The sequence below is a fragment of the Nodosilinea sp. LEGE 07298 genome (genome assembly GCF_015207265.1).
Taxonomy (GTDB): Bacteria; Cyanobacteriota; Cyanobacteriia; order Phormidesmidales; family Phormidesmidaceae; genus Nodosilinea.
This window is the reverse complement of sequence record NZ_JADEXE010000007.1, coordinates 14625-36751: the sequence shown is the minus strand read 5'-3', so window position 1 is coordinate 36751 and position 22127 is coordinate 14625. Positions and strand designations below refer to the sequence as shown.

Genomic DNA, 22127 nt, shown 5'->3' with positions numbered 1-22127 from the left:
CCTTTCTTTCTGCACTTCACCCTTGTCGAACTCAGGTTCCTAAAAAAAGATGCATAGACACAACCCCTCACCAGCAGCGCTGCACTGGTGAGGGGTTGTGTTTTTGGGCACCTTAAGCCAGTTGCGTAGGTGCTGAGCATGAACTCTGGGGAATGGCCTGCTGAGTGGGCGATCAGAGTGCGTCAGGGCTGAAGCCCTGATTTTTGTGGGGTGCTTCTCCTAAAAGCTTTCGCAAATTGGAATACTGCTTCCTGAGAATAGAGGGTAGACAAATAGGCCAAATCAAAGATGCCAAAAGGATAAACAACCAGCTTTCTAAATCCTTAGGACTTGAGCTATCAGCTATTAGGAGACTTGAGCAAAAGGCAAAGACGATGCTAGCAGGTATGAAGTAAAACAGCATTAATTTGAAGATAATAAGGATTTTGTAGCAAGTGGTAGACCCTGCTTTCCATGCTGATTTACATTATCCCTTATTGTTTCTCCCGACACATGGCTAATTCTACGGAACTCTAGATGATCGGCAAGCTATCAATTCATTATATTTACCCAGTGGTAACCCAAGGCCAGTGGGCCTTAGCCATGAGCAGCAAAAACGACTAAGCCACCTGGCCGAACGCACTATACTCCCGCGATCGGTCTCCACCGACCAGGGCACCATAGGCGGGCAGCGAGTTCCTGAAACTCCAAAGAAGATGCACCCTAGTCAACACCCCCGGCCATCGCTGCGGCTTGGGGTGTTTTGTTTGGCACTGATCTTGACTCAAGAAAGTGGACTCACCTTGCCGTCATAACGACGACGGTTGCCCCGTCGCTTCTGGGGACCCTCATAGAGAAACTTGAGGTTGGCGTCACTCCGCAGCCGACCAATAGAGTGGAAGCCCAGTTGCACGACACCGGTGACCCACTTGTACTTGCTGTAGAAGCCATCGGCGACCACGTAGCGAATCCTCGCCGGAAAGTAGGCCGTGCAATAGGCCAGATGCCCGAGATAGAAGTCAACTCGGCTTTTGGGAGGCTTCGACGCATCAGTTGCAGCGGGGGCCTGAGCACCCAGCCCCGCTTCGGTTTGTTGAGCCGATAGCGCATAGCCCGTCTTCTGCGCTAGATCAACGACCGCGACCACCGACCATTCCAGCCCTCGCTCGGCCCGCTGCGTTTTGCCGTTGTAGAACCAGTCCAGCCCGTAGGTGTGGCGACCACTTTTCTCCGTGAAGGTGCAATCTACCACCACGATCTGGGAGCTGTCATCTGCGCTCACCTGGTCAATCAGGGCTTGGTTCAAGCCTTCCAGACTTAGTCCAGCCTCAAGTTGAATAAATCCCTTCATTTACTGGCGATATAGAAGGAGTGACTCCCCGCATTTCACTCAACTATCAAAATCCGGTCATGATCTGGCTTGATAAAATCATTCTGTGTTGCACCCCGATGCTAACGACAAGAATAAATATTGGAGAAGCCTCAAAGAAGTGGCAAAGGTTGTCATATAGACTAAATCTGATTCTGCGGGGATTTAGTCTGTCCCTGATTCTGCTGGTTTAAGATAGAGACTGCATTCCTAAAGTCTTCTAAAACAGGCTCAGATGCTCGACTAAATTCTATTGCTGACCCTTTTGCCTTCAAGACAGTTCTCCCTTCTTGAGTCGCTAGCAAAACTCCCTCCTCGGTCAAGATGACTGAGTTTCTTCGCCCCTCAACTTTAAACCCGCCAAGCTCGCTAGGCTGACCAGCACGAGACAAAATCAAGGCAGCAAGATTTAGCAATTCAACTGATTTAGAAGGATACTGCCTGTCAGTAGCTTGTTTCTCTGCGTTAGATTGCGAACCCGGTTCAATCTCTGCATCAGCCAGAAGTGATTTTGAATCGCTGGCTTGAGATCGATTGAAGACAGTTTTCTTATTCTCATAGACGAATATAGTTCGTCCATCCTTCAAAATACTAAGCTTCCCTTCTTTGTCAAGATTTACGGCATACTGATCGCCCACAAAGGCAAGCATCAAATCGTTAGATCCAACTTGCCCTCTCTCATGCAAAACTCGACTGGCCGCACATAACAAGTCATGATTTAGATCGACGGGCTCATTAACTATTTGATTGGGCTTCACGTCTAGCCGACTTCGATCTACCGGAAGCCCCATGGCCAGCGGAGCCTTCTGCTCGAACATCGTCGGAGAAACTTTTCGTAATCGTACCCAGGGGAACTCAGCCCCTTGATACTCACAGGAGGGGCAAGCCAGTTCCAATGACGCTCCATCCATGATTCTATGAATGTGATCCTCGTCAGCCCCGTGGGCCAATCCCCCTTGAATCGTCAGCGCTTCAGCAGTCTGCCCGCTCAGAGGGATACCATTCTCTCTGGCCCAGTTTTCCCAGCCAAATGTCTCTCGGGCCAGCGACACGATCGCATAGGAGCGATCGCTATGCCCACCGCCACCGCCTGCTAGAACGTCTCTGGCGCGGTCTGAAATCAGATCTGACAGGTCTACCGTCGAACTCCCTGGCAGCGTCTTTTTACGTCGTGGCCGAGCCTTGATAGGAATAGTCTCGCCAATAGGGATACCATGCTCAGAGTTTTTTGTTGCAGTCTGAACCCCTGATTTAAATATCCCGATCGCAGAGAGGTCTGCGACGGCCACTGGGGCCGCCACGAGATGCCTAGCCCGGTAAGGATTGCCGGTGGGGCCAATGGTCGGAGCCAGTACACAGACCCTGCCGACTCCAAGCACCTCACCCACATGCTGGCCACCTGGCTCTAGGGCAAAGTTGGTAAAGTCTTTGGGGTGATCCAGTTGCACCATAAAATGCCACCCGCCTCGATGGGTCTGTTCAGCGTAGGTCTGCTTCAGTTGAGGATGGGTCTCAGCCCACGCTAGAACAGCGGCATCACAAACGTCTTGTGAACCAAAGTTTTTAACATCGAAGTCAATGAACACGGTACGCTCATTGCCCAGCGTGGCAATTCCATTCTGGGGATTGGAAAACCAGGCGTCCAGCTCACTTGGGTTAGGCATCCTAGACTGAAAGTCCCGATGATTGACACTGTGCGGATGGCCATCGGCATCCAGGTAGCTCGGGTTTTTACCGGTAAATCTAGAGATCGGGCAAAGCTTCCCATCGACTTCAACCAAGGGGGTATGGCAATAAATCCCCCTGTTCGGGCGGTCAAGATTTACCTTGGGATACCGGTAAGCATCCTGCTCTGGCGCAATGGGGAGCGGCGGTAGGTTATTTTTCAACAACCACTTCGCGACATCCTGCACGGATGGCTGCTTTGGCCATGGCGATAATGCGTTCATCGGGGAACCTTGAGCAATGGGGGGGTGCTTGACTCAGGGGCAGTCCATCAACATCAAAGGCTGGGCCATCTAACAAAACCTGTATGGGTACTACCGATCATAAACAGCCGGGATAGCAGCTGGGTGAGGGGTAGTTTGTGCCGCTAGGGCCTGTCGCACCCGAGATACTTGGGCACTAAACTTGTGGGCATCTTCGGCACTCAGCCCCTGACTGTGCAAAACTCGGCTGCCCTTGGCGTTAAAAATTTCGCCTCTTTCTCTTGCCGAAACGGCGATCTCATCTCCCTGACTGAGAAGGGTATAGGTCTTACCTGCAAAGACTTTTGAACCATCGGGCTGATCTTGCCCTAACTGAGCTAACAGGTATTTAGATTGAGCCAAAACGTTAGCGGCCTGCTGAAGATAGGCCTTTTGGTCGTGCTGACGCGTCATTCTGTCTACGTCGCCGTACTCCCCCTCATGCCCCGATTTGATCGCTTGGCCGATCTGTTCAATGCGACCCAGGTGCGACGGCGATCGCCCCAAGGCCCGCGCCTGGGAATACCATTCACGCAAATCTTCGAGCAAGGCTTGGCTTTGCACCGGCTCTGCTAGGGCAACCGGCGACACCTCAGACGGAGCATCGACGGAGGGTTGCTCAGCGATGGGAATCGTAGGGGACGGATCTACTCCACCGGGATCGGCCTGCCGCTCGAATGGCGTAGCACTTTGACTCGCAGGATTGACCGCTGCATCTAGAGAGGTATAAAACTCGGCCATCAGCTGACCAACAGCACCACTGATGGTCACGGGGTCGCCGTGCTCATCGCCCAAGGCTTTCGTGGCGATAGTATTGGCTGCTCGCTCCATCCATTGAGCCCCAACCTCTGTACCGCTCTCACGCACCACGGCCTTGGCATTTTGCATGGAGGCGTTGACCATGGCCAGCTCATCCTGGGAAAGCTGTAGTTCCCAAATCCGCTCCCCAGCCTCAAAGGTGAGTACAGCGCCACCACGTTCGAGCGCCTCAAGCCCAAGAGACCCCGTTGGCACCTCTACCGCCGGGGGTGGGGCAAATCCAACAGCATCGTGAAACCGCTCTAGGTCGGCCTCGTAGACGCGCGCAGCCCCATTTGCCTCAAAGCCCAGCTGCGGGTGCAGCTCGGCCACAACCACAGTAATGCCCTCCTGGGTGAGGGTCGGAATAATCTGCTCTTGCAGGTCAGCGGTATTGACGCTTAAGCCCTCGCAGTCGGGGTCAAGTCCCCACTGCATCGGTTGAGTGGGTCGCCTTACACCATAGGCCGCGATCTGCGCATCCTCGGCATAAGACTCATAGGCCTGATCCACCCGGACAAAAGCAACAGCCTCTGGGTAATCGGCCTTGAGTTCAGCAAAACGCTTCAGGTGGGGATGGTGTGGCCCAGGGCCAAGATCGGGAAGCAATGCCTCATCTCCATCGGTGGGCGGGTCAGGCTGCGGCAACGGGCTGCTGACAGGCGCATCCTGAGAGGATTGAGGGTATAAGGGTTGCACCACCAGCCCCAGATCGTCATAAATATCTTGGGCAGGCCGCATATCTGTGGCTCCTATGCCCCCCGCCAGGGCCGTCTCCGGGGGAACCTGCGGGTCGTGGGCTGATGCTAGGTGAGGCTCTGAAGGGGCATCCTCAGCCAGGAACTCGGGCGGGGAAATCGAGGCCCCGGCCAAGGCATCTCTCACCGCATCTTGCTGATAGGCATAGGGATTATTGTGGCCCTCCAACCATAGGAAGCCCTGCTCACCGTCTTGATAGAGAATTTCAGGCGAGTCGGCAGCCAGTGCCTCAAATTCAGCCCGATCAAACCCATGGAACAGATCGGGGCGCTGCTGGAATAGCACCTCTAGGGGATTCACAAGCTCTGGCGGGAGAGGCTGCTGGGCAACAGATTCGAGACCCGGTTCAGCGATCGCCTCCTGACCCAACTGGGTCAGATAAGCATCAGCGATCGCCTCACCAAAGCCCTGCTCCAGCAAGTTCTGAGCAAATATCATGCCAAAGGCGCGATCGGGGGCACGCAGTTCGCCGCCATTAGACCCTTGCACCGCAGTCTCAACGAACTGAAGATGTCCATCGGGCTGAATGCCCATCTTCATCTCAGTATCAATCCACATATCGCCGTTGCCGGTGGCGTAGTGGGTCAGGTACAAATCACTGCCGCCCACCCCATTGGGGTGCGACTCAACCACTAAATCCATGTAGGGTTCATTCGGCACTCTGATATGAAAATCGTCGTCCCCATCGACCATGACCGCCTGCTGGAGCCCGCCCTGCTGGAGCAGCCGGGTAACGGCCTGGGCGATCGGGGTCGTCTGCTGCGACGGTGCCAGCACCTGGGGGCCACCCTCGCGGGACATCTCGCGCAGCCGCTGTCGGCCCGCCTGCTGCACAGCCTCATCCTGTTGCTCCTGGGCCTGGGCAGCGATCGCCTCATCAAAGGCCTCTGCGACAACCTGGCGCACAGCCTCGGCAATGCGTTCCTCCATCTCAGGGCTATCGGCAGCAAACTGTCCCAAGAAGGCAGAGTCTTCGTTGTCCATGGCGGACTTAGCCATCTCCAGATCCAGGCCAGCCTCCAGGTGATCGCTCAGACAACGGTAGGTGCGTCCTATCGCCTCAATCGCCCTATCCGGGGATATCTCGCCACCCAGGGTCTCTACGGCCCGCTGCATCAAGACATCAGGGGTCGCACCGCTAGACGAGTCACCGAGATACTCATGGAAGGCGATCGCCTCTGGGTGCAGGGGTTGCCCGTCAGTCTGGAGCACCCCGCCTTTAACCAGGGTGTCAAAGGTCAACGCGGGCGGGGGTGGCTCGTAGAGGTTGAATTCGGCCTTGAGGTCGGCCAGGTTGCTGCCGGAATACAGGCGATCGGAAACAGCATTCATCACCTCCCAGCGGCTGGGGGATGAGTCCTCGCCAGGTTCAGGGATGAGCCCAGGGTTGCGCTCCAGTTCGGCCCGCAAAATGGGGTGAATGGCCCGACTCCGGTCACTGCTGGTGACTTCGTTACCCACGGGGAGCCAGGTGGTTGCTGGTTCCCAGCCTGCAGTTTCTCCACCCACCGCAGCGGTCGCCTCTTCCAGATGCGATGTAGCCTTGATGCCGCGCCGGGTAACGAGGTAGGCCAGCACATCGTCCTGGGCCTTGGCATCGCCAATTTTGATCTGCATCATCTTCTCTTCGGTGGTGCGGCCTGGCTTGTCGCCTTCCACTCGTCGAGTCCCCGAGACAAACTCCCCCTGCGCCAGGTCGAGCAGCTCGCGGTCTTGGTAAAACTTCTTACCCGCGCTGCTGGTGGGCACCGTCAAGACCAGCTCGTTGCGCAGGTTAAACTCAGCGTCTAGAACGCCATCGCGATCTGTGAAGCTGGCCGCCCTCGATGTTGCCGAGAGGAATGCCATCAACTGATCGGGCTGCTGAATCGAGATCGGACGGTTATCAATCTCTCCAGCATCGATCCCCTTGGCCAGCAGGTAGGCCGGGTGGTATTCCCCCTCGTTGTCCTGCATGAGGGCAAACCGACCCACGAGGTCAGACTTGAGCACCTGGCCCACCACCATCATGCGATGCTCGCGGGAGGCCATCTGCTTTTCGTCAAAGACGCTGTAGGTCGGCACCTCGGTGTACTGCTGCAACACCTGCCCCGGCTGATTCTTGAAGACAAAGGAATTTTCCTGGGGCTTAAGCGAGACATCTCGGCCAAGTTCGTTAAATTTGACCGACAGTTCTCCGGCCTCGTCCGCCAGGGCAATCCTGAATCGCCATGACCCAGGGTTGATTGGGTTGGAGGCATTTTGCTGGCGGGTGACTCCGACGATGACCCCTGGCAGCGCCCGGCTGGTATCGAGGGAGGCCAACTGTACCGGAGCGCCGATGGGAAACTCCCGCAGCTTGCCAAGGACACCGTTCTGCTGGGCCGTTAAAATCATGGCGCTCTGAGCTTTATCCTTCTCGGCATCGGCGACCTTCTTCTCAGCGTTTTTGACCCGCTGATCCTGCTTGGTTAGCTTCCCTTCAACTTTTTTGAGGGCGTTACGCATATCAACCCGGCGCTGCTCATACTGGCCTTCCAGCTCAGCTTCCCGCTCTGGGGTCACCGCTCCCGACTGGTTCAGCGCTTCCCTGGCGGCGGTGTACTCTGGGAGCACCTGTTCTAGAGCTGTGGTCAACTGATCACGCTCATCCCTCAGCCCCTCGCGACGCGTATTGGCATCTTCAAGCTGCTGTCGAGCCCGGTTCAGAGCTTCTGTAAAATGCTCAGCTTTGCCCTCCCGGAAGGCTTCGCCCTCTGCGGTCACCCGCGCCACCGTCTCCTGGGCATGAGCCTGCCCGGCCTGGCGAATCGCACCCTCAACCGTTAGTTCAACCCCCTCCAGGTCGTCGGGTTTAGCTAGTTCCAAGGCATCACAAACTGACTGCACCACCTGCAACGTAGTCTGGGGTTTGCCCCCGGTCTTGGCCTCCACCTCCAAGGCGTAGACGGGCTGCCGGAACGGGTTGCCCCCATCGCCGTTATGGAGCATCTTGCGGCGCAGGGGCCTGGCGTCTAGATCCATCTTTTGAGCATCGAGATCCCAGGCCCCCATCGCGGTTAGCCGATTCTTGAGGCCGTTGTATTCGGAGATCAACAGGTCGTAAACCTCACCCTGAAGGGCCAGGGATGGGTACGGATCATCTGGGGTCGGCAGCTGATCGCTCGACAGAATAGCCACCCGTCCGGTCAGCTTGCGCACATCGCCATAGCTGACATCTCCATCCTTGTCAGGGGGGCTACAGGGGTAGTCCAGGGTTTGATTGACCTCTGGCATCGCTGCCATGGTGTTGGCCGCTGCCTGGTCGCCGTACTTGTTCAAAAAGTCAGGCACATCGGCCCCCGAAAACTGGCTTTCGCCCGTGCCTGCGGTGTTGGACTTGAGCCCCCGCATTTTGTTCATCAAAACGGCCATGGCTCTGGCCTCGGTGGGCAATCCTTCCCCGTAGACGAGCTTGAACATGGGCAGGCCAAACTCACCGGCCTTCTGACCCCACAGGGGATTACCCGCAGAGTCGGTGCCGGTAGCGGGGTGAACCTCTGGGTCGAGCTGCCCGCTGCGATGGGTGCGCCCAATCGACTGCTCACACTGGTTGACATCGGGGTGAGCCTGAAGAATCAGCATGGAGCGACGCCTGAGGTCTGTGGCCCCATTGATCGCAGCATGGAGCGAGTAGCCGGTGGTCAGGTTGGTGATCACCGCATCGACGGTGCCGTTCTGGAATCCGGCGATCGTCGCTACCTTGGCAGCGGCCCCCGACTTACGGGCCTGGTAGGTCGTCACAAATTGCCCGTCTTCAGTCGGTTGGTACTCCAGCCGCTGGCTCCGTCCGGTCATTTCCACCGCGTTGTAGCCCGCCTGTCGAATGCGGGCCTCCATGTAGGCAATGGGGTCGGCAGGTAGCCCTGTCCAGTCGCTAGACTCGATCGCCGTCAGCACCTGGTTATACATTTCGACCCCCCGCTCGCCCAATTCGGCGTCGGTCAGGTAGTGGGGCAGGATGACTTTACCGCCGCCCTCATCCTCATGGGCACCGACAATCCGAATCGTTCGAGCCGCGTCGAGGTATCGCTTGAAGTATTCTCCTGCCGTAATGTCAAAGGCATCGCCCGGCTTGAGGATAGACCGCTGGTCATCGGGAAAGAGGGCGTTATGGGTCTCGATGCTCCCATTGGTAAGCTTCACCAGGTCTTTGAGCACCGACTCCCCAGTGCGTTGAAGCATGATCACCGGCTTGCGCCCAGCCTCTAGCTCTGCGATCGCCAGATCTGCTGTAGCCTCAGCCTTGAGGGCGATCGCGCAGATGGCTCCCAGGTTGTGCACCACCGAGGTAAAAGTCGTTGATTCAACTCCGGCATAGCCCACATGGGTGTCATGGCGGAACAGAGCTTCGCCGGTCTCAGCCATCCGGGCGTCGAGGTCTTCGAGCAGGCCTTGCTTGTACTCATCAAAGCGGTTGATGGCCGCCATCAGCTGAATATTGGCCTCGGCGCGATCCAGGCTGACGGCCACTGGGGCTGGGCTGAAGTCAACGCCGGAGTAATCTTTTTGAAAGCGAATGCACCCACCCGCCTCTGACCAGAGCCCAAAGGCCATTTGCTGCATGGCGGCCCCGCCGGACTGGAGGTGCCCGGCAAAGGTCTTTTGGTCTTCGGCGGCATCTTTGAAGTCAGTGGTGTGGTAGAACAGCCGGGCAGCGACCACCGGCTCTTTAATCGCCGTTGCGGAGCTAGCGACAAACCCGCCCACTCGCTGGGTGAGATCTTGAAAAAACTCGGTCACCGGGGCGATAAACTTGCCTGCGGCCATCTTCTTGGCCCTGGCGGCTTCCTCGTAGCTGCTGATCTCAAATTCTCCTGCTGGGCCACCGGCTTTGTGGGACTCGTCGGCAATCAAAAACAGGTTAGGGGCCAGCGCCTCGAACAGTGCCCGCCGATCTTTGCTGGCTAGCCCCTGGAGTTGCCCGTAGGTACTCATCAACAGGTTGTGGTCGCCAATGGTGCCCAGCTCGGTAAACCGACGGACATTGACCCCATTTTTTTTAGGGGTTTCAATCCGCCCAATCAGTTCGCCCTGGCTATCTTCGACCCGCACGTTCAGGCCATTGTCGGTAATAAAGGGGCGGAATTGGTTGCCGGTGTCTGGCCCATCTCGGTAGACCAGGTCTTTGTAGAGGGTGGGGTCAGCGGTCACCACCGCAGGCGTTAGCCCCTGGTTTTGGGCGTAGCGGCAGAGGCCCGCCACGATCCGGGTTTTGCCAATGCCCGTATCATGCCCGACAACCGTCGCCTGCTGCTTGTACTCGTGGTTGTAGATGGCCAGGGCCAGGGTGTCGATCTGCTCTGCTGCGTAGTGGCTATAGAGGGAGTCGAGGTCGGGTTCTTGCAGTCGGTCTTGGACGTAGGCATCGACTCCCAGACCCGTAGTCGCCTCGATACGGTCGAACACGTTGCCGTAGGCCGTAATCGCTGAGGCGGGGGCCAATACTCCCAGGGAGTAGCCCTGCGATCGCGGCCTGTAGGGCAGGGTGACGGCATCATCCTGGGGTTGCTGGAGGATATCCTCCTCGGTATTCGCTTGAGCTACCATCGGGAGTCCTCCATCAACAGGGCTTGCAGGTTGTTCAGCCAGTCGATCAGGTTCCAGCTGTCGGTGATCATCTCCAGAGTGTCGGTCGCCATCGCCTCCGGTAGGACTGGAAACTCGTCCACTCCCTGGGGAAACAACAGCTCCCGCAGAGGTGAGTAATCCAAATTCAGCAGGCGGGCCAGCGGACTCACGGTTCCCGGCATCCAGTGGGCCTCCGGCAGCACCGCGTTGATCAGTTGATTGACCAAGGCGATCGCCTGACTGGACGTCATCCCCTCCGCCTGCCTGTCCATGAGGAATTGGGACAGCTTCACCTCCAACAGCCAGAGCAAGCGGGCGCGGTAATCCTCCAGAGTCATCAACAGTGAGTTGGGGGGTACCGGCACCGTCGTCCACCAGGTTCCGGCCTCGGCCTGGGTCATCGCTGGCCACCGGGTTGGCGTCCAGACCTGAACCGGCTCGTCGGGGTGATCCAGGGCGTAGCTCAACGGGAGGGGAGAGTTCCAGATACTTTGCGTCGTAGGTTCTAGCGGCATGGATGACTACCTCTCGGAGATCGTCGTATCGGTCATAGATGCGGGGGGCTTGAGCGCCGGGCAGCCTCAGGTCAGTGGAGCCTTGGCCCGCAATGGAGATGAAGTCGATGGGAAACCCGGCTCCCTGCCGTCGGTACGTCGAGCCGTGCAGGGTGAAGTGATCGTCTACCTTCCAGCCGCTCTGTTGGTAGAGGAATGAGTAGAAACTGCGGTCTGCCTGACCCCGGTAGGCGGATTGGCGGGCGCTGGCATTGCCCATGTGGCCGCCGATGATGAGTAACGCCCTACCCTCTGGGGAAAGCCCCTGTAATGCCTGGAGGGCGATCGCATGGTCGATCTTCTGGGTGCTGACGGGGCCATGCTGCCAGCGCTGGGGCGGCCCGGTACCGTTCTCGCGCAGCTGCCCAAAGGGAGGGTTGCTCACCAGCACGTCGTAGGGGCGATCCGGTCGGTACTGGGTGGCGTCGTGTTCGGTGACTGTAAACCCCTGGGTGCGCAGCTGGGCGGCACGGGGGGGATGGAGCTCGTTGGCGATCGCCTGGGCTGGTTCGGCCAGCAGCAGCAGGGAGCCATTGCCCGCCGTGGGTTCGTAGACGGTTACCGAGGGGTGAACCTGGGCAATCAGCCCTGCTACAAAGGCCATGGGCAACGGGGTAGAGTAGGCCTGCCGAGCCATGCTGTCGGAGGTTCGGACCAGCAGGTTGGGCTGAGCCTCATAGAGCGATAGCAGGTCGTCAAAGGCCAGGAGGTGATCGCCCTCGGATTGCGCTACTATCTGCCGAGCCGCCTGCACCAACCCTGACTCAATCGCCTCATCTACCTCCTTGGCCAGCATGGTCGAGGGCTCGACGGGCACCCCCAGAACCGTCGCCGCAAATGCCCTGGCCTCCACAATATTGCGGAAGGCATGGCCCGCTCTAAAGTGATCGCCGTAGGCACGGGTCAGCTCAATTTGATCGTTGACGTCCATCGCTAGAGATCGGCAGAAGGTGGGCCAAATACAGAATCTAGAAACGAAGTCATCAGCACGTCGCTGACGGGGGGATAGAAGACCGGCTCTGCATCGGGACGGTCATACCCCAAGGCCGCTGCCTGATCCCAGAACGGGTCATCAGCCGGAATCGGTAACCCCGTTTCCGGTTTGCCCTCTGGCCCAGAGTCGTCCTCCGGTAAGGTGGGGCAGACAGAGTAGAGAAGATCCAGCCACTCAGGGGAGAGTTGCGCGGGTTGTCCAGGGCTACCGAACGGGTCTGTATGGCTCATTTCGTGTCCTCAAGAACGGCACCAGGTTGCGGATTTGTGGAGTCAGGTACTCCTGACGCAGGCTGATTTTCAATCATGGCGTTGGCGATCGCCACCACATCGCGCATTCGACCCGAGCGAATGCCGACGAAGTACCGAATACCTTGTTCCTCCCAAAAGACTTTGGCCGCGTTGCAGTTAGCTCCACAGACCCAGGGGATAAAGGTGCCAGTAATACCCCCGCTCAGCGTGACCGTAGCGATGGATTCTTCACTGCGCATCATGGGCTGATAGGTGGGGTCGAGGTAGAAGGAGTATTCCTCATCCACTGTGGGGGTATCGGCGGTGAGGCGGATGGCCCCCAATACGCCAAAGTTGCAGTATCCAGCCCCGTAGCACTGGTCGATCGCATCGAGGTTGATGTCGTAGCCGCCCCGGTCAGCTCTGGCGATCGAGGGGTAAAAGGGCTCATCCTGGCCAGGGGCAGGCTCCCTCAGCACCACTTCGGGGATAGATGTCGGCAGCAGCACCGGGATGTTTGATGCTGCCTCCACCTCTGCCGCCACCGTCTGAAAGACCGGCGGCACTACCTTGGCCCCCAGGGTGCGATCGCTCTGTGCCCGCGCCGAACATCCGGCCAAGGCTGGCAGTGTGAGCAGGGCGCACAGCAGCAAACCTAGTAGCTGTGTCTTCATTGCCCACCCCCATCGGCAACGTACTGCTGCCAGAGCGCCTGGGCATCGGCGATCGCCAGGCCGCAGAGGTCAACCAGGTCGTTGGCCCGGTAGGCACCCCCTGTGCCGCAAAAGGTTTCCCAGCCACCAGGGACTCGGCGCAGCAGGGTCATGCCGCCGCCTTCGCCATACCAGTAGTCGGCAATGCCGTAGTCGCCGGTCTGGGAGAGGGTGCCAATCTCGGCATCAACCTCGGGGGGGCGCTGGTCGTCGAGCAGCGCCTGCACAGCGGCACGGGGAGTGCGCCCCGAGAAGGTGATCTCACGGCTGTCTTGGGCCGTGACCGGCAGAACAAAAATGATGGTGTGCAGCACCAGGGCCAAACACAGGCCAAAGACCGCCCAAGCAGAGGGTCTACTCTCAAAGACGTTGAGCGCTTTTCGTAGAAATCGATCAAACATTTGCCAGCCTCACTAATTGGTTACTCGATAGATCGCCCGTCGCCCGCCCCCATAGGATGGCGAGAAATAGCCATCGGACACCCAGGTAAACGAGGCCTCGCCCCTGGCTGCCTTGGATGAACTGTTGGATACCACCTGGGTACAGCCCACATTCATACAGACGCCGATGTGCTGTCGTCCGCCCCCCATATCAATCACATTGAGGTCGCCGGGCTGGGCTTCATTGGCGTTGACACTAATGCCGCGACCGCCTTTGATGGCGCTTTCGACGCCGCGCACCGCCAGGTTGCCGTAGGGGGGGCCACCGCCCAGGGTCGAAATGCCTGCCTTGTGCAGCACGTAGTTGACCATACCTGCGCAGCCCAATCGGCCCTGGTTGGTTCCCGGTATGCGAGAGGCGCTAAAGTTTTCAGCCTGCACGGCCCTGACCCCGGCCATGATCTTGGCGTTGAGGTCGCCGCCACCGCCCGCCTGGGTTTCGAGGGTCGAGCACGATTGCAGCGCCTCGTAGAAACGCTGGGACTGCTGGGCGGTATAGTCCATCTTGTCGGCGTCGTTGACGATGCGGCGAGCATTGCGGAAGTCGGCCTTACCATTGCCGATGTAGGTGCCGAGGCCCACGCCGGTAAAGAGGCCGTCGCGCATACCAATAACGGTAATTTTGGCAGCGGTGTCGGGGTCGTTGGCCAGGTCAGGGTTGTTGAGCAGGTCGAGGCCTAACACCTGGCCCATCTTGCGGTAGTTGGCCTCCCAGGTAAGCTGCACGTAGCCCCTACCGTAGTAGCAGCCGCTGCCATAGGTGCCACAACCTACCCCCTGCTCACTAATCGGGCTCCAACGCCCCTCTAACTCAGTAGAAACGGTGCCGAGGATGTAGGCCAGCTGAGCTTTATCGGTGACGCCAGCCTCGTTAGCGGCGGCGATGATGCGGGGAATGTGCTCTCTCGCCCCGGCGGCTTCACTGGAATGGCGCAGGGCACCAATCAAGCTATCCAGGCAGGGCTCATCCATCTGCACGGGAGATCCGCCGGAACCATAGTAGGAACCACCCAGGTCTTGGCTGACGTAGCGCTGAAGCTCTGGCGGGACGTCTAGGCCACCCGAAGCCCCGCCGCTGCCATCCAGGGGGCCGGTCAAAACAAAGCCCTTTTCTGTCGTGCTCCAGATGGGGATAGGCCCAATAAAGTAGGGGGTACAGCCCAGGGGGGCAAAGAATGAATTACTACAAAAGCGGGTGTATAACGAAAATCGCCCCGTCCCCTCCGACTCGGTGGTGGCAGACAGCACGACTTTGAACACGGCCCCAAAGGGGACGCGCCCGGTGGGTTCCATGCCGCCATTGACGGCGGCGAGAATGCCGCTGCCGCCGCGCACCATCTGCTGGCCCGGCCCGGTACCCCCGGCGATCCACTGGGCACCGTGCATTTTGCCTGGCCCAGCTAGCTCCAGGTGGGCGCAGCCCCGTGCCTGGGCACATTGCACCTCCCACCCTTCTACGTCGGAGCCGGTGATCGAGAATTGGGTGGGTGTTTGGGTGTGCTCTTGGTCGCCGTAGGTGACATCGTGGGTGCCGCCAAACCCGTTGACTAGACCCGACAGCAGGCCGGGGAAGGATCCAAAGGGGACTTGGTCAAGCCCTGGAATGTCGCTAATCGCTAGCTCTTGCCAGCCGTCGAGGTCTGCGATCTCAATTTGATCCAGCCCTGGAATGTCGCCGACGGTAAACCCCTCTAGCTGGTCGAGGGCTGGCCCAGCAAATTGAATCTCCCCCAGGTTGGCCCCGCCCAGGAGGTGATCTGGGGAGGAAATCAGGTCGGTGATGGGGGTGACGCCGAACTGGTTGAGGGCCTGCTGAACAAATTGCTCTGGGTTGATGGCCCCGGCAGGCAAGTCTCCGGTTTGCCCGGCTAGCGTCAGCAGCTCGGGGCGCACGGCGGCGTTGAAGGCGCTCTGCAAGGCGGGCACGTCTTGCAGGGCGAGGTCTTGCACATCGGCTAGGTTGGCCAGGCTGCCGAGGGTCTGCCGCTGCAATAAAGAGTGAAACTGGGATAGGGAAACAGCCCCGGTGTCTACGCCAGAGGCCTGGGCAATCTCGGCCAGGGTGAGGGCCTGGGGTAGAAAGCTGCTGCCCAGGTCGCCGAGGCGAAGGATGTCGGTGAAGGCCGCGCCGGGTTGCCAGCTGCGGGCGGTATCAAACCCGGTTTGGCTCGACAGCTCAGGGGGCAGGCCAGCGATTTGCCCTGGGGTGGTGGCGAGGCCCAGGTCGCGAAAGGTGGTGGTGAGGAAGTTTTGGTAGGTAACAGGGGCTGCGGGTTGGGCGAGCGCGGGGGTGAGCTGAGCGACGGCTAGCAGGCCAGCGAGGGCGAGGGCAGCCAGCAGGGCGAGCAGCAGCGATCTGAGGGTCGAGGCTTTTTGGGTGGCGGCCAGGCTGATTTTTGCAAGCATTCAGGATACGCGGAGCGCTGATACCTGAACGGTAGTGGGGCAATATGGCTACTATATGGCGTGCGATATGGGGGAGATGAAGAACTGATAATTTTGCGCTAGAAAGTTACAGGCTCGTTTTTTCTATGCGCAGACATGATGGCGAAGCTAGCGTGGAAAACACTTGCTCATCCCCTTCAAGGCTGCACTAACGGCAAAGGTGAGCGGCAGCAGACATGCTCGGCTTGCACACAAGTTTTAACTGTCCGCTCTACCGATGTGTTGGACTGCTGGCAGCTACTCTTAGGTAAATATTGCTTTATAATCCCAAGCAAATTCATTAAAAGTAATTGGTTGCTCTCTTCCAACTTTAGTAACCGTGTCAGTAAGGGTTGGTCTTCCTTTGCTAGCGATTTGCCAAGATGTAGTTACCGCCTCAGCAAACCACTCTGGAACACCCAATCGAATTAGGGTTTGCTTAAAATCCAATGGAGAGGCATCAATGTAAGTAATCTTTTGATTGGCGACTATAGAGAGCTTTTCAGCAATCTCTTGCAATGAGAGTAGCTCTGAACCCGTTAAATTGTACGTTTTCCCCTCATGTCCTTCCTCTGTCAAAATTGCAGATCCAACACGCACAACATCACGAATGTCTATTGGTACGGTTTTTGCGTCTCTCATGGGCAAAGCTAATGTACCTTTTGTCTTCATCTCATGAGCGAACCATAGAAAGTTTTGCATAAACGAGTTTGTCTGCAAAATTGTAAATTTGATACCGGATTGTTTTAGGTATTGCTCTGCAATCGCATGTTGCTTAAAAAACTGGCAGGGTGATTCGGGGTCAGATTTAACAGTAGATAATTTGACAACATGCCGTATTTCAGCACGTTTAGCTGCTTGGTAAAGTTGAATCTCTTGCTCCGCTTGATTCATCGTATTGGGAGGAATTGAAAAAAGGCGATCGCACCCCCATAATGCTTCCTCTAAACGATCTGATTGGTTGAGGTCACCCAGGAAAACTGATACTCCCAGGGCTTGGTAGATTGTTGCTTTCTGTGGATTTCTGACTAACACCTTTACCCTTTTTCCTGATCGCAAAAGTGATTCAACCAGCTTGCCTCCAACCCTTCCAGTTGCGCCTGTTACGAAGATCACGAAGATTTCTCCTTGACAAATAGGCTTTAAAGAATAGCCTTACTGATAACTTAGAGCAGCATAACGGTACCAATCACCCGCCGCAGATAACCTCTGCATCATCCCTGATCACCTTTCGGCGGTCGGCGTGCATGGGCGTTGTTAGCTGACGGCACTTACGATCGCTCCTATTGCCAATTCAACTCTTTCACTAATTCTTGGAATCTGGATCAAATGCTGCTTTGACTTGAGCATCCCATCCCAGTGCTTGCATCCAACCAGGATAAAGTGCTGGTGGAGCAGTGAGAGTATCCAGTCGATCAATCTCTGAGGCAGAGAGCGTGAGATCCACAACTTTCAAGTTGTCTTCAAGCTGGTGCATTTTATTTGCACCAACGATAACTGAAGAAATAAAAGGTTTGGTGAGAATCCAGGCGATCGCTATCTGGGCAGGAGATGCACTATGGGCTTGAGCAATTGACTTGATCGCATCCACTACGTCATAGCCCTGCTCCACATCGATCGGTGGCAGTTTGAACTCGTTCAGTCTTGCTCCCTCTGGCGTTGGGTTTTCGCGGGTATATTTGCCGCTTAAAAAACCACCCGCTAACGGACTCCACACCAATACTCCAATGCCTGTATCTTCAGCAAACGGAACGACTTCATGTTCCAAATCCCGTCCCAGCAACGAATAATACATTTGGGCTGCGATAAATTGAGCATAGTTGTAGTGTTTCTGAATGCCCACCATCTTTGCTGCTTTCCACGCTGGAAAATTGGAATAGCCGATATAGCGCACTTTACCTTGTCGCACCAGATCATCTAAAGCGCGTAAGGTTTCTTCTAATGGCGTGATCGGATCAGGAATGTGAATCTGATAGAGATCGATATAGTCCGTGTTTAACCGCTTCAGACTGGCTTCTGCTGCCATCATGATATGACGATAAGACGACCCTGCATCGGTAATGGCATTGCCCGATCGAAAGCCTGATTTTGTGGCAATAATGACCTCATCTCGACGATTCGCAAGGGCCTTGCCGAGCATGATTTCCGATTGTCCATTGGTGTAAGCATCGGCTGTATCAAACAGGTTGATCCCAGCATCTATAACGCGACCGATCATTTGATCCGCCATCGCCTGGTCAATGCTGTTGGTCACTCCCGGAACGAGTTGCCCTTCACCAAAGGTCATGGCACCAAAAGATAGGCGAGAAACAACCAAGCCAGTTTTCCCAAGGGTGGTGTATTGCATGATTTCTCCTAATTTGGCTGATTCGCCCAATCGATTACTATGAACCTTACCCAAGTCCACCTCCATCTACACTGAATTGTCCTCCAGACACATAGGACGCATCATCCGATGCTAACCAGAGTACTATTGCTGCAACTTCTTCAGGTTGTCCGACTCGCTGGATGGGGTAGGGCTGAACTAATTGTTCTTCTGTCACTTGCCAATCGCGCTTGACTCGATCCAGCATGGCGGTGTCGATCGCTCCAGGCAACACCGCATTGATTCGCAAGTTTCCATATTCCTGGGCTGCTGCTTTTGTCATGTGAATTACAGCCGCTTTACTTGCCCCGTATCCCACAATATTGGGAAAGGCACGATATCCACCAATACTTGCCATGTTGACAATGGCTCCTCCACCTGCCTCAAGCATATAAGGAATTTCGTATTTCATCCCCAAAAATACGCCACGAGCGTTGGTGTTCATTAAGTCATCAAATTCGGAAATTGGGGTGTCTGCAATTCTGTGAGGTGGATGATCGGTTCCGGCATTATTAAAGGCAATATCCAAACGACCATGTTGGGTGACACACGCATCCACAAACGCTTTGACTTGCTCTGCATGCCGCACATCTGCCCGCACGTAAGTCGCTTCGCCACCCGCACTTCTAATTTCGCGCTCAACGGTTTGTCCCAAATTCTCCCGTCGCCCGCAAAAGAAAACCTTTGCCCCCTCCGCTGCAAATGCCCGTGCGGTGGCTTCTCCAATCCCAGAGGTGGCTCCTGTAATCAGCACAACCTTATTCTGGAATTTGCTACTTGGGTTAGGGATCGCTGTCTCAGAAATCGCAGACGTTTGTGCGGTGGCTTGCGATTGCGAAGCCGCAGTTGCGACCAGTCCTGCGGCTCCCAGTGCGCCTGTGGTGAGAATACGACGACGTGAGAGGTTAGACATGAATATGACTCCTTGTGGAATTGCTTGTAGTGGTTTTTTTCGATTAACCAGGTTGAGTTAATATGCGAAGGTTCTAACCTGCTAACTGCCCCCCCGTAACATCTAAATCCATGCCCGTCATTGATGTTGCTTGATTAGACGCTAAGAACATAACGGCTTCTGACATTTCATGGGTCGTCATAATCCGCTTCGTCACAAAGCCTTGAACTGCCTGTTCGTAGGTAATTCCCTGAAAGGCAAAGGACTCCCGTAGCTGCGGTGTATCGACTGCTAAGGGTGAAATTGAGTTGATGCGAATATTATGATCAGCATTTTCTTGGGCAGCCGCTTTTGTTAATCCAATAACTCCATGCTTACTGGCATTGTAGTGAGCCGTTGTACGAAAGCCCACATGTCCTGCCACTGATGCCATGTTAATGATGTTGCCACCGCCTTGCCGCCGCATCTGCGGGATTTCGTACTTCAGGCAGAGAAACTCGCCTACAGTGTTAGTTGTCAAGATGTCTATGAAGTTATCCAATGGAATGTCTTGGATTTCAGCAGGAGTCATAAAGATGCCAGCGTTATTGAAGGCAATATCGATGCGCCCATGCTGCTCCACACAACTATTGACAAACGCTTTTACATCATCCTCAATTCGGACGTCGGCTCGTTGATAGATAGCTTTGCCGCCTGCATCCCGAATACTTTGAGCCACTTGCTCTCCCAACACTTCGCGCCGACCGCAAAAATGAACAGTAGCACCCTCGGCAGCAAATGCCCGTGCAGTAGCTTCTCCAATTCCTGATGTAGCTCCGGTGATCAGCACCACTTGACCTGTAAAGCGACCGTTGGGATTCACGCTGGTTTGAGGTTCAGGCGGATCTTGAGTATTTGCCTGAGCCGATTGAGTTGCAATTGCCGCTGCAAATCCAGCAATCCCAACCGCTCCAGTCGTTAGCATTTGACGGCGACTGACATCTGACATCCTTCCTTCTCCCTTTCTCACAACTCAATAAACAGTAAGAGGGTATAGCAAATGCCTTTCATCAGTCTAGGAAGTTATTGCTATTTTGCTGACATACCGTCTGGGCGTGACGCCAACTTGACGTTTAAAGTGCCAACCAAAGTGACTCTGGTCATAAAAACCTGTCATTTCAGCGATCTTTGAAACTGGGATTCCCTGTATTAATAGCTTTTTCGCCTGAGCAATTCGCAGTTGAGTTTGATAAACATTGGGAGATACGCCTAACGTTTGACGAAAGACGCGACAGAAGTGAAAGCGGCTTAATTCAGCGATCGCTGCCAACGACTCCAGAGAGATATCGTCGGTGTAGTGAGCATGAAGATACTCACGGGCAACCATTACAGATGCATGGGCTGACTTCAAAGGGTGAACGAAAGAACTATTTGAAACGTAATGCTGAACCAGATAGGAGAGGAAGTCCCCAAGGGCTATATCTTGCTCCAATTTAGAAGTACTCTGATTTGCCACTGTCTGCAATGCTAAAAACAAATGATTCAATTTTGTATCGGTAAGAAATGCTGTTGAGAAGAAAGGAAGACTGACAGGCTTTTCAGCCATTTCATCAGCAACCTTTTGTACCCATTTTGGATTGATATGCATCATTGCAAAATGGGCGGGTGCGGCCAGATAAGTGCGATCGCTCGGCGCATGGATCTCGCCTGAATGGATCACGCTCAAACTTCCAGGAGGGATGGAATAGTATGCACCGCGATAGTGATATTTACCTTGGCAGTTAAAACTCAAACCAAACTGATACTCTTCATGGGAATGTCTTAGAAGCGGCTCTACGGAACCTGATGTGTAAGCATATCGCTCTAGTAAAATGCCATCTGATTCCCAGGCATGAATGGATATTTCTGCTGCTTTGTTTTTCATAAAAGCAATTTAATGCTGCGTCCCACAGACAACTGTTCGGTCAGGTTCCTACTGATAACTTAGCTAGCTAACGGGTCTGTTGAGCGGCGGTAGATAAAACCGAAACGAAGCGTGAAGACATTGCTCGCCGCTCCAACAGAATTGTTATCTCGCTGACCCCACACATCAGTTTAGGTGCTTATCCAAAAATTTATAGGCTCTTTCACGCATCTCCTCGGAAAAACAATGCTTTCCAGCATAAACTTGCCGCTCAAGTTCACCTTGAATAAATGCCGATTTTGCATACTCATAAATCTCTTCTATATTTCGACTCCACCGATCGTCGTCTGTACCTAGAATTAACAAGTTGCATGGTTCAACTAATCGCACAACATCTTCAATATCACCCCACTTCAGAAAATCTGGAATAACGTAATCAAATTGAATTCCAGTATCTTGTACCAACATCGTTTTGAACGTTGTAGAACCGCAGTTGCTTACTGATGCCTTGATCCTTTTATCAAATGCTGGGACGAACAATGCAGTTCTACCCCCATAGGAGTGACCGATGAAGCCAATTCGTGTTGCATCTACTTCCGGTAGATTCTCTAGCAGATCAATGCCTGCACAAATATCAAACAACACTTTGCCAAGTAGGGTCTTCTCGCTCATCAACCTTGTATGCAGTTGGTGAACATGATATCGAATCGGATCGTCTAGCTTTGCTCTCTCTTCAAAGCAAATTGCATCAGGAGCAAGCGTGACATAGCCTCGTTCTGCCAATTCTTTTGCATAAGCTTGGTCAGGAGAACCCGCAAGCCCGACGACTTCGCTTTTACCCCGTTGCCAGTTCCCCGCGTGTTGATGGAAGCAATAGATGGCAGGAAGGGATGTTAGTGTGTGTTTGGGAATGCAGAGAAATGCAGGAATAATTTCGCCAATTTCCGATGAATAGCTAATTTTCTGACGAATGAATGACCCGCAATCGACTTCCTCATGTACTTTGAGATTTAACTCAGCTTTTGTGGGCATTTCACCGAGCAAGGACAGTAACTTGTTTCTATTCATGACTGTGCTGAGTCTAACGATGCTTTGAATGTTAACAGATCCGCTTTCAACTACTGCCACCACCCGAAACCTAAGCGAGATAACTTGTGTTTAGCCTGCTTTCT

12 protein-coding genes and 1 pseudogene are annotated in these 22127 nt (G+C 55.2%); all 13 read right to left on the bottom strand.

The window, feature by feature from the left end; genetic code table 11:
- Nucleotides 1-778: 778 nt before the first annotated feature.
- A pseudogene (locus IQ273_RS01850) lies at nt 779-1309 on the bottom strand (transposase); the annotation flags it as partial.
- A gap of 182 nt (nt 1310-1491) precedes the next feature.
- Nucleotides 1492-3297, bottom strand: a complete 1806-nt coding sequence (locus tag IQ273_RS01845) for a bifunctional DNA primase/polymerase (protein WP_194021476.1) — start codon at nt 3295-3297, stop codon at nt 1492-1494.
- A 90-nt stretch (nt 3298-3387) separates the two neighbouring features.
- Nucleotides 3388-11946, bottom strand: coding sequence for a DUF6908 domain-containing protein (locus IQ273_RS01840; protein ID WP_194021475.1), 8559 nt, complete (start codon nt 11944-11946; stop codon nt 3388-3390).
- Nucleotides 11947-11948: 2 nt separating this feature from the next.
- The gene (locus IQ273_RS01835; protein WP_194021474.1) at nt 11949-12239 is read right to left on the bottom strand and encodes a hypothetical protein; all 291 of its coding nucleotides are present in this window, start codon (nt 12237-12239) and stop codon (nt 11949-11951) included.
- Nucleotides 12236-12913 carry a hypothetical protein gene (locus tag IQ273_RS01830; RefSeq protein WP_194021473.1) on the bottom strand — a complete coding sequence of 226 codons (678 nt, stop codon included), beginning with the start codon at nt 12911-12913 and terminating at the stop codon, nt 12236-12238. The genes IQ273_RS01835 and IQ273_RS01830 overlap by 4 nt, the downstream gene beginning before the upstream one ends.
- Nucleotides 12910-13353 carry a hypothetical protein gene (locus IQ273_RS01825; protein ID WP_194021472.1) on the bottom strand — a complete coding sequence of 148 codons (444 nt, stop codon included), beginning with the start codon at nt 13351-13353 and terminating at the stop codon, nt 12910-12912. The genes IQ273_RS01830 and IQ273_RS01825 overlap by 4 nt, the downstream gene beginning before the upstream one ends.
- A gap of 12 nt (nt 13354-13365) precedes the next feature.
- Nucleotides 13366-15798: a glycoside hydrolase family 19 protein gene (locus tag IQ273_RS01820; RefSeq protein ID WP_194021471.1), complete on the bottom strand. Its 2433-nt coding sequence runs from the start codon at nt 15796-15798 to the stop codon at nt 13366-13368.
- 282 nt (nt 15799-16080) lie between these two features.
- Complete coding sequence (locus IQ273_RS01815; protein WP_194021470.1) at nt 16081-16932, bottom strand: SDR family oxidoreductase; 852 nt, start codon at nt 16930-16932, stop codon at nt 16081-16083.
- 190 nt (nt 16933-17122) lie between these two features.
- Nucleotides 17123-18163, bottom strand: a complete 1041-nt coding sequence (locus IQ273_RS01810) for an aldo/keto reductase (protein WP_194021469.1) — start codon at nt 18161-18163, stop codon at nt 17123-17125.
- Nucleotides 18164-18209: 46 nt separating this feature from the next.
- A complete protein-coding gene (locus IQ273_RS01805) occupies nt 18210-19094 on the bottom strand; it encodes an SDR family NAD(P)-dependent oxidoreductase (protein ID WP_194021468.1) in 885 nt (294 codons plus the stop codon).
- Nucleotides 19095-19167: 73 nt separating this feature from the next.
- Nucleotides 19168-20061: an SDR family NAD(P)-dependent oxidoreductase gene (locus tag IQ273_RS01800; RefSeq protein ID WP_194021467.1), complete on the bottom strand. Its 894-nt coding sequence runs from the start codon at nt 20059-20061 to the stop codon at nt 19168-19170.
- A gap of 66 nt (nt 20062-20127) precedes the next feature.
- Nucleotides 20128-20976, bottom strand: a complete 849-nt coding sequence (locus tag IQ273_RS01795; protein WP_194021466.1) for an AraC family transcriptional regulator — start codon at nt 20974-20976, stop codon at nt 20128-20130.
- Between the two features lie 165 nt (nt 20977-21141).
- The gene (locus tag IQ273_RS01790; RefSeq protein ID WP_194021465.1) at nt 21142-22083 is read right to left on the bottom strand and encodes a dienelactone hydrolase family protein; all 942 of its coding nucleotides are present in this window, start codon (nt 22081-22083) and stop codon (nt 21142-21144) included.
- Nucleotides 22084-22127: the final 44 nt, after the last annotated feature.

Excerpts from the sequence above, each read along its gene's own strand:
- IQ273_RS01805 (WP_194021468.1), bottom strand. The coding sequence starts at position 19,094 with ATGTCTAACCTCTCACGTCGTCGTATTCTCACCACAGGCGCACTGGGA.
- IQ273_RS01835 (WP_194021474.1), bottom strand. The coding sequence starts at position 12,239 with ATGAGCCATACAGACCCGTTCGGTAGCCCTGGACAACCCGCGCAACTC.
- IQ273_RS01845 (WP_194021476.1), bottom strand. The coding sequence starts at position 3,297 with ATGAACGCATTATCGCCATGGCCAAAGCAGCCATCCGTGCAGGATGTC.
- IQ273_RS01795 (WP_194021466.1), bottom strand. The coding sequence starts at position 20,976 with ATGAAAAACAAAGCAGCAGAAATATCCATTCATGCCTGGGAATCAGAT.
- IQ273_RS01825 (WP_194021472.1), bottom strand. The coding sequence starts at position 13,353 with ATGTTTGATCGATTTCTACGAAAAGCGCTCAACGTCTTTGAGAGTAGA.
- IQ273_RS01830 (WP_194021473.1), bottom strand. The coding sequence starts at position 12,913 with ATGAAGACACAGCTACTAGGTTTGCTGCTGTGCGCCCTGCTCACACTG.
- IQ273_RS01840 (WP_194021475.1), bottom strand. The coding sequence starts at position 11,946 with ATGGACGTCAACGATCAAATTGAGCTGACCCGTGCCTACGGCGATCAC.
- IQ273_RS01800 (WP_194021467.1), bottom strand. The coding sequence starts at position 20,061 with ATGTCAGATGTCAGTCGCCGTCAAATGCTAACGACTGGAGCGGTTGGG.
- IQ273_RS01810 (WP_194021469.1), bottom strand. The coding sequence starts at position 18,163 with ATGCAATACACCACCCTTGGGAAAACTGGCTTGGTTGTTTCTCGCCTA.
- IQ273_RS01820 (WP_194021471.1), bottom strand. The coding sequence starts at position 15,798 with ATGCTTGCAAAAATCAGCCTGGCCGCCACCCAAAAAGCCTCGACCCTC.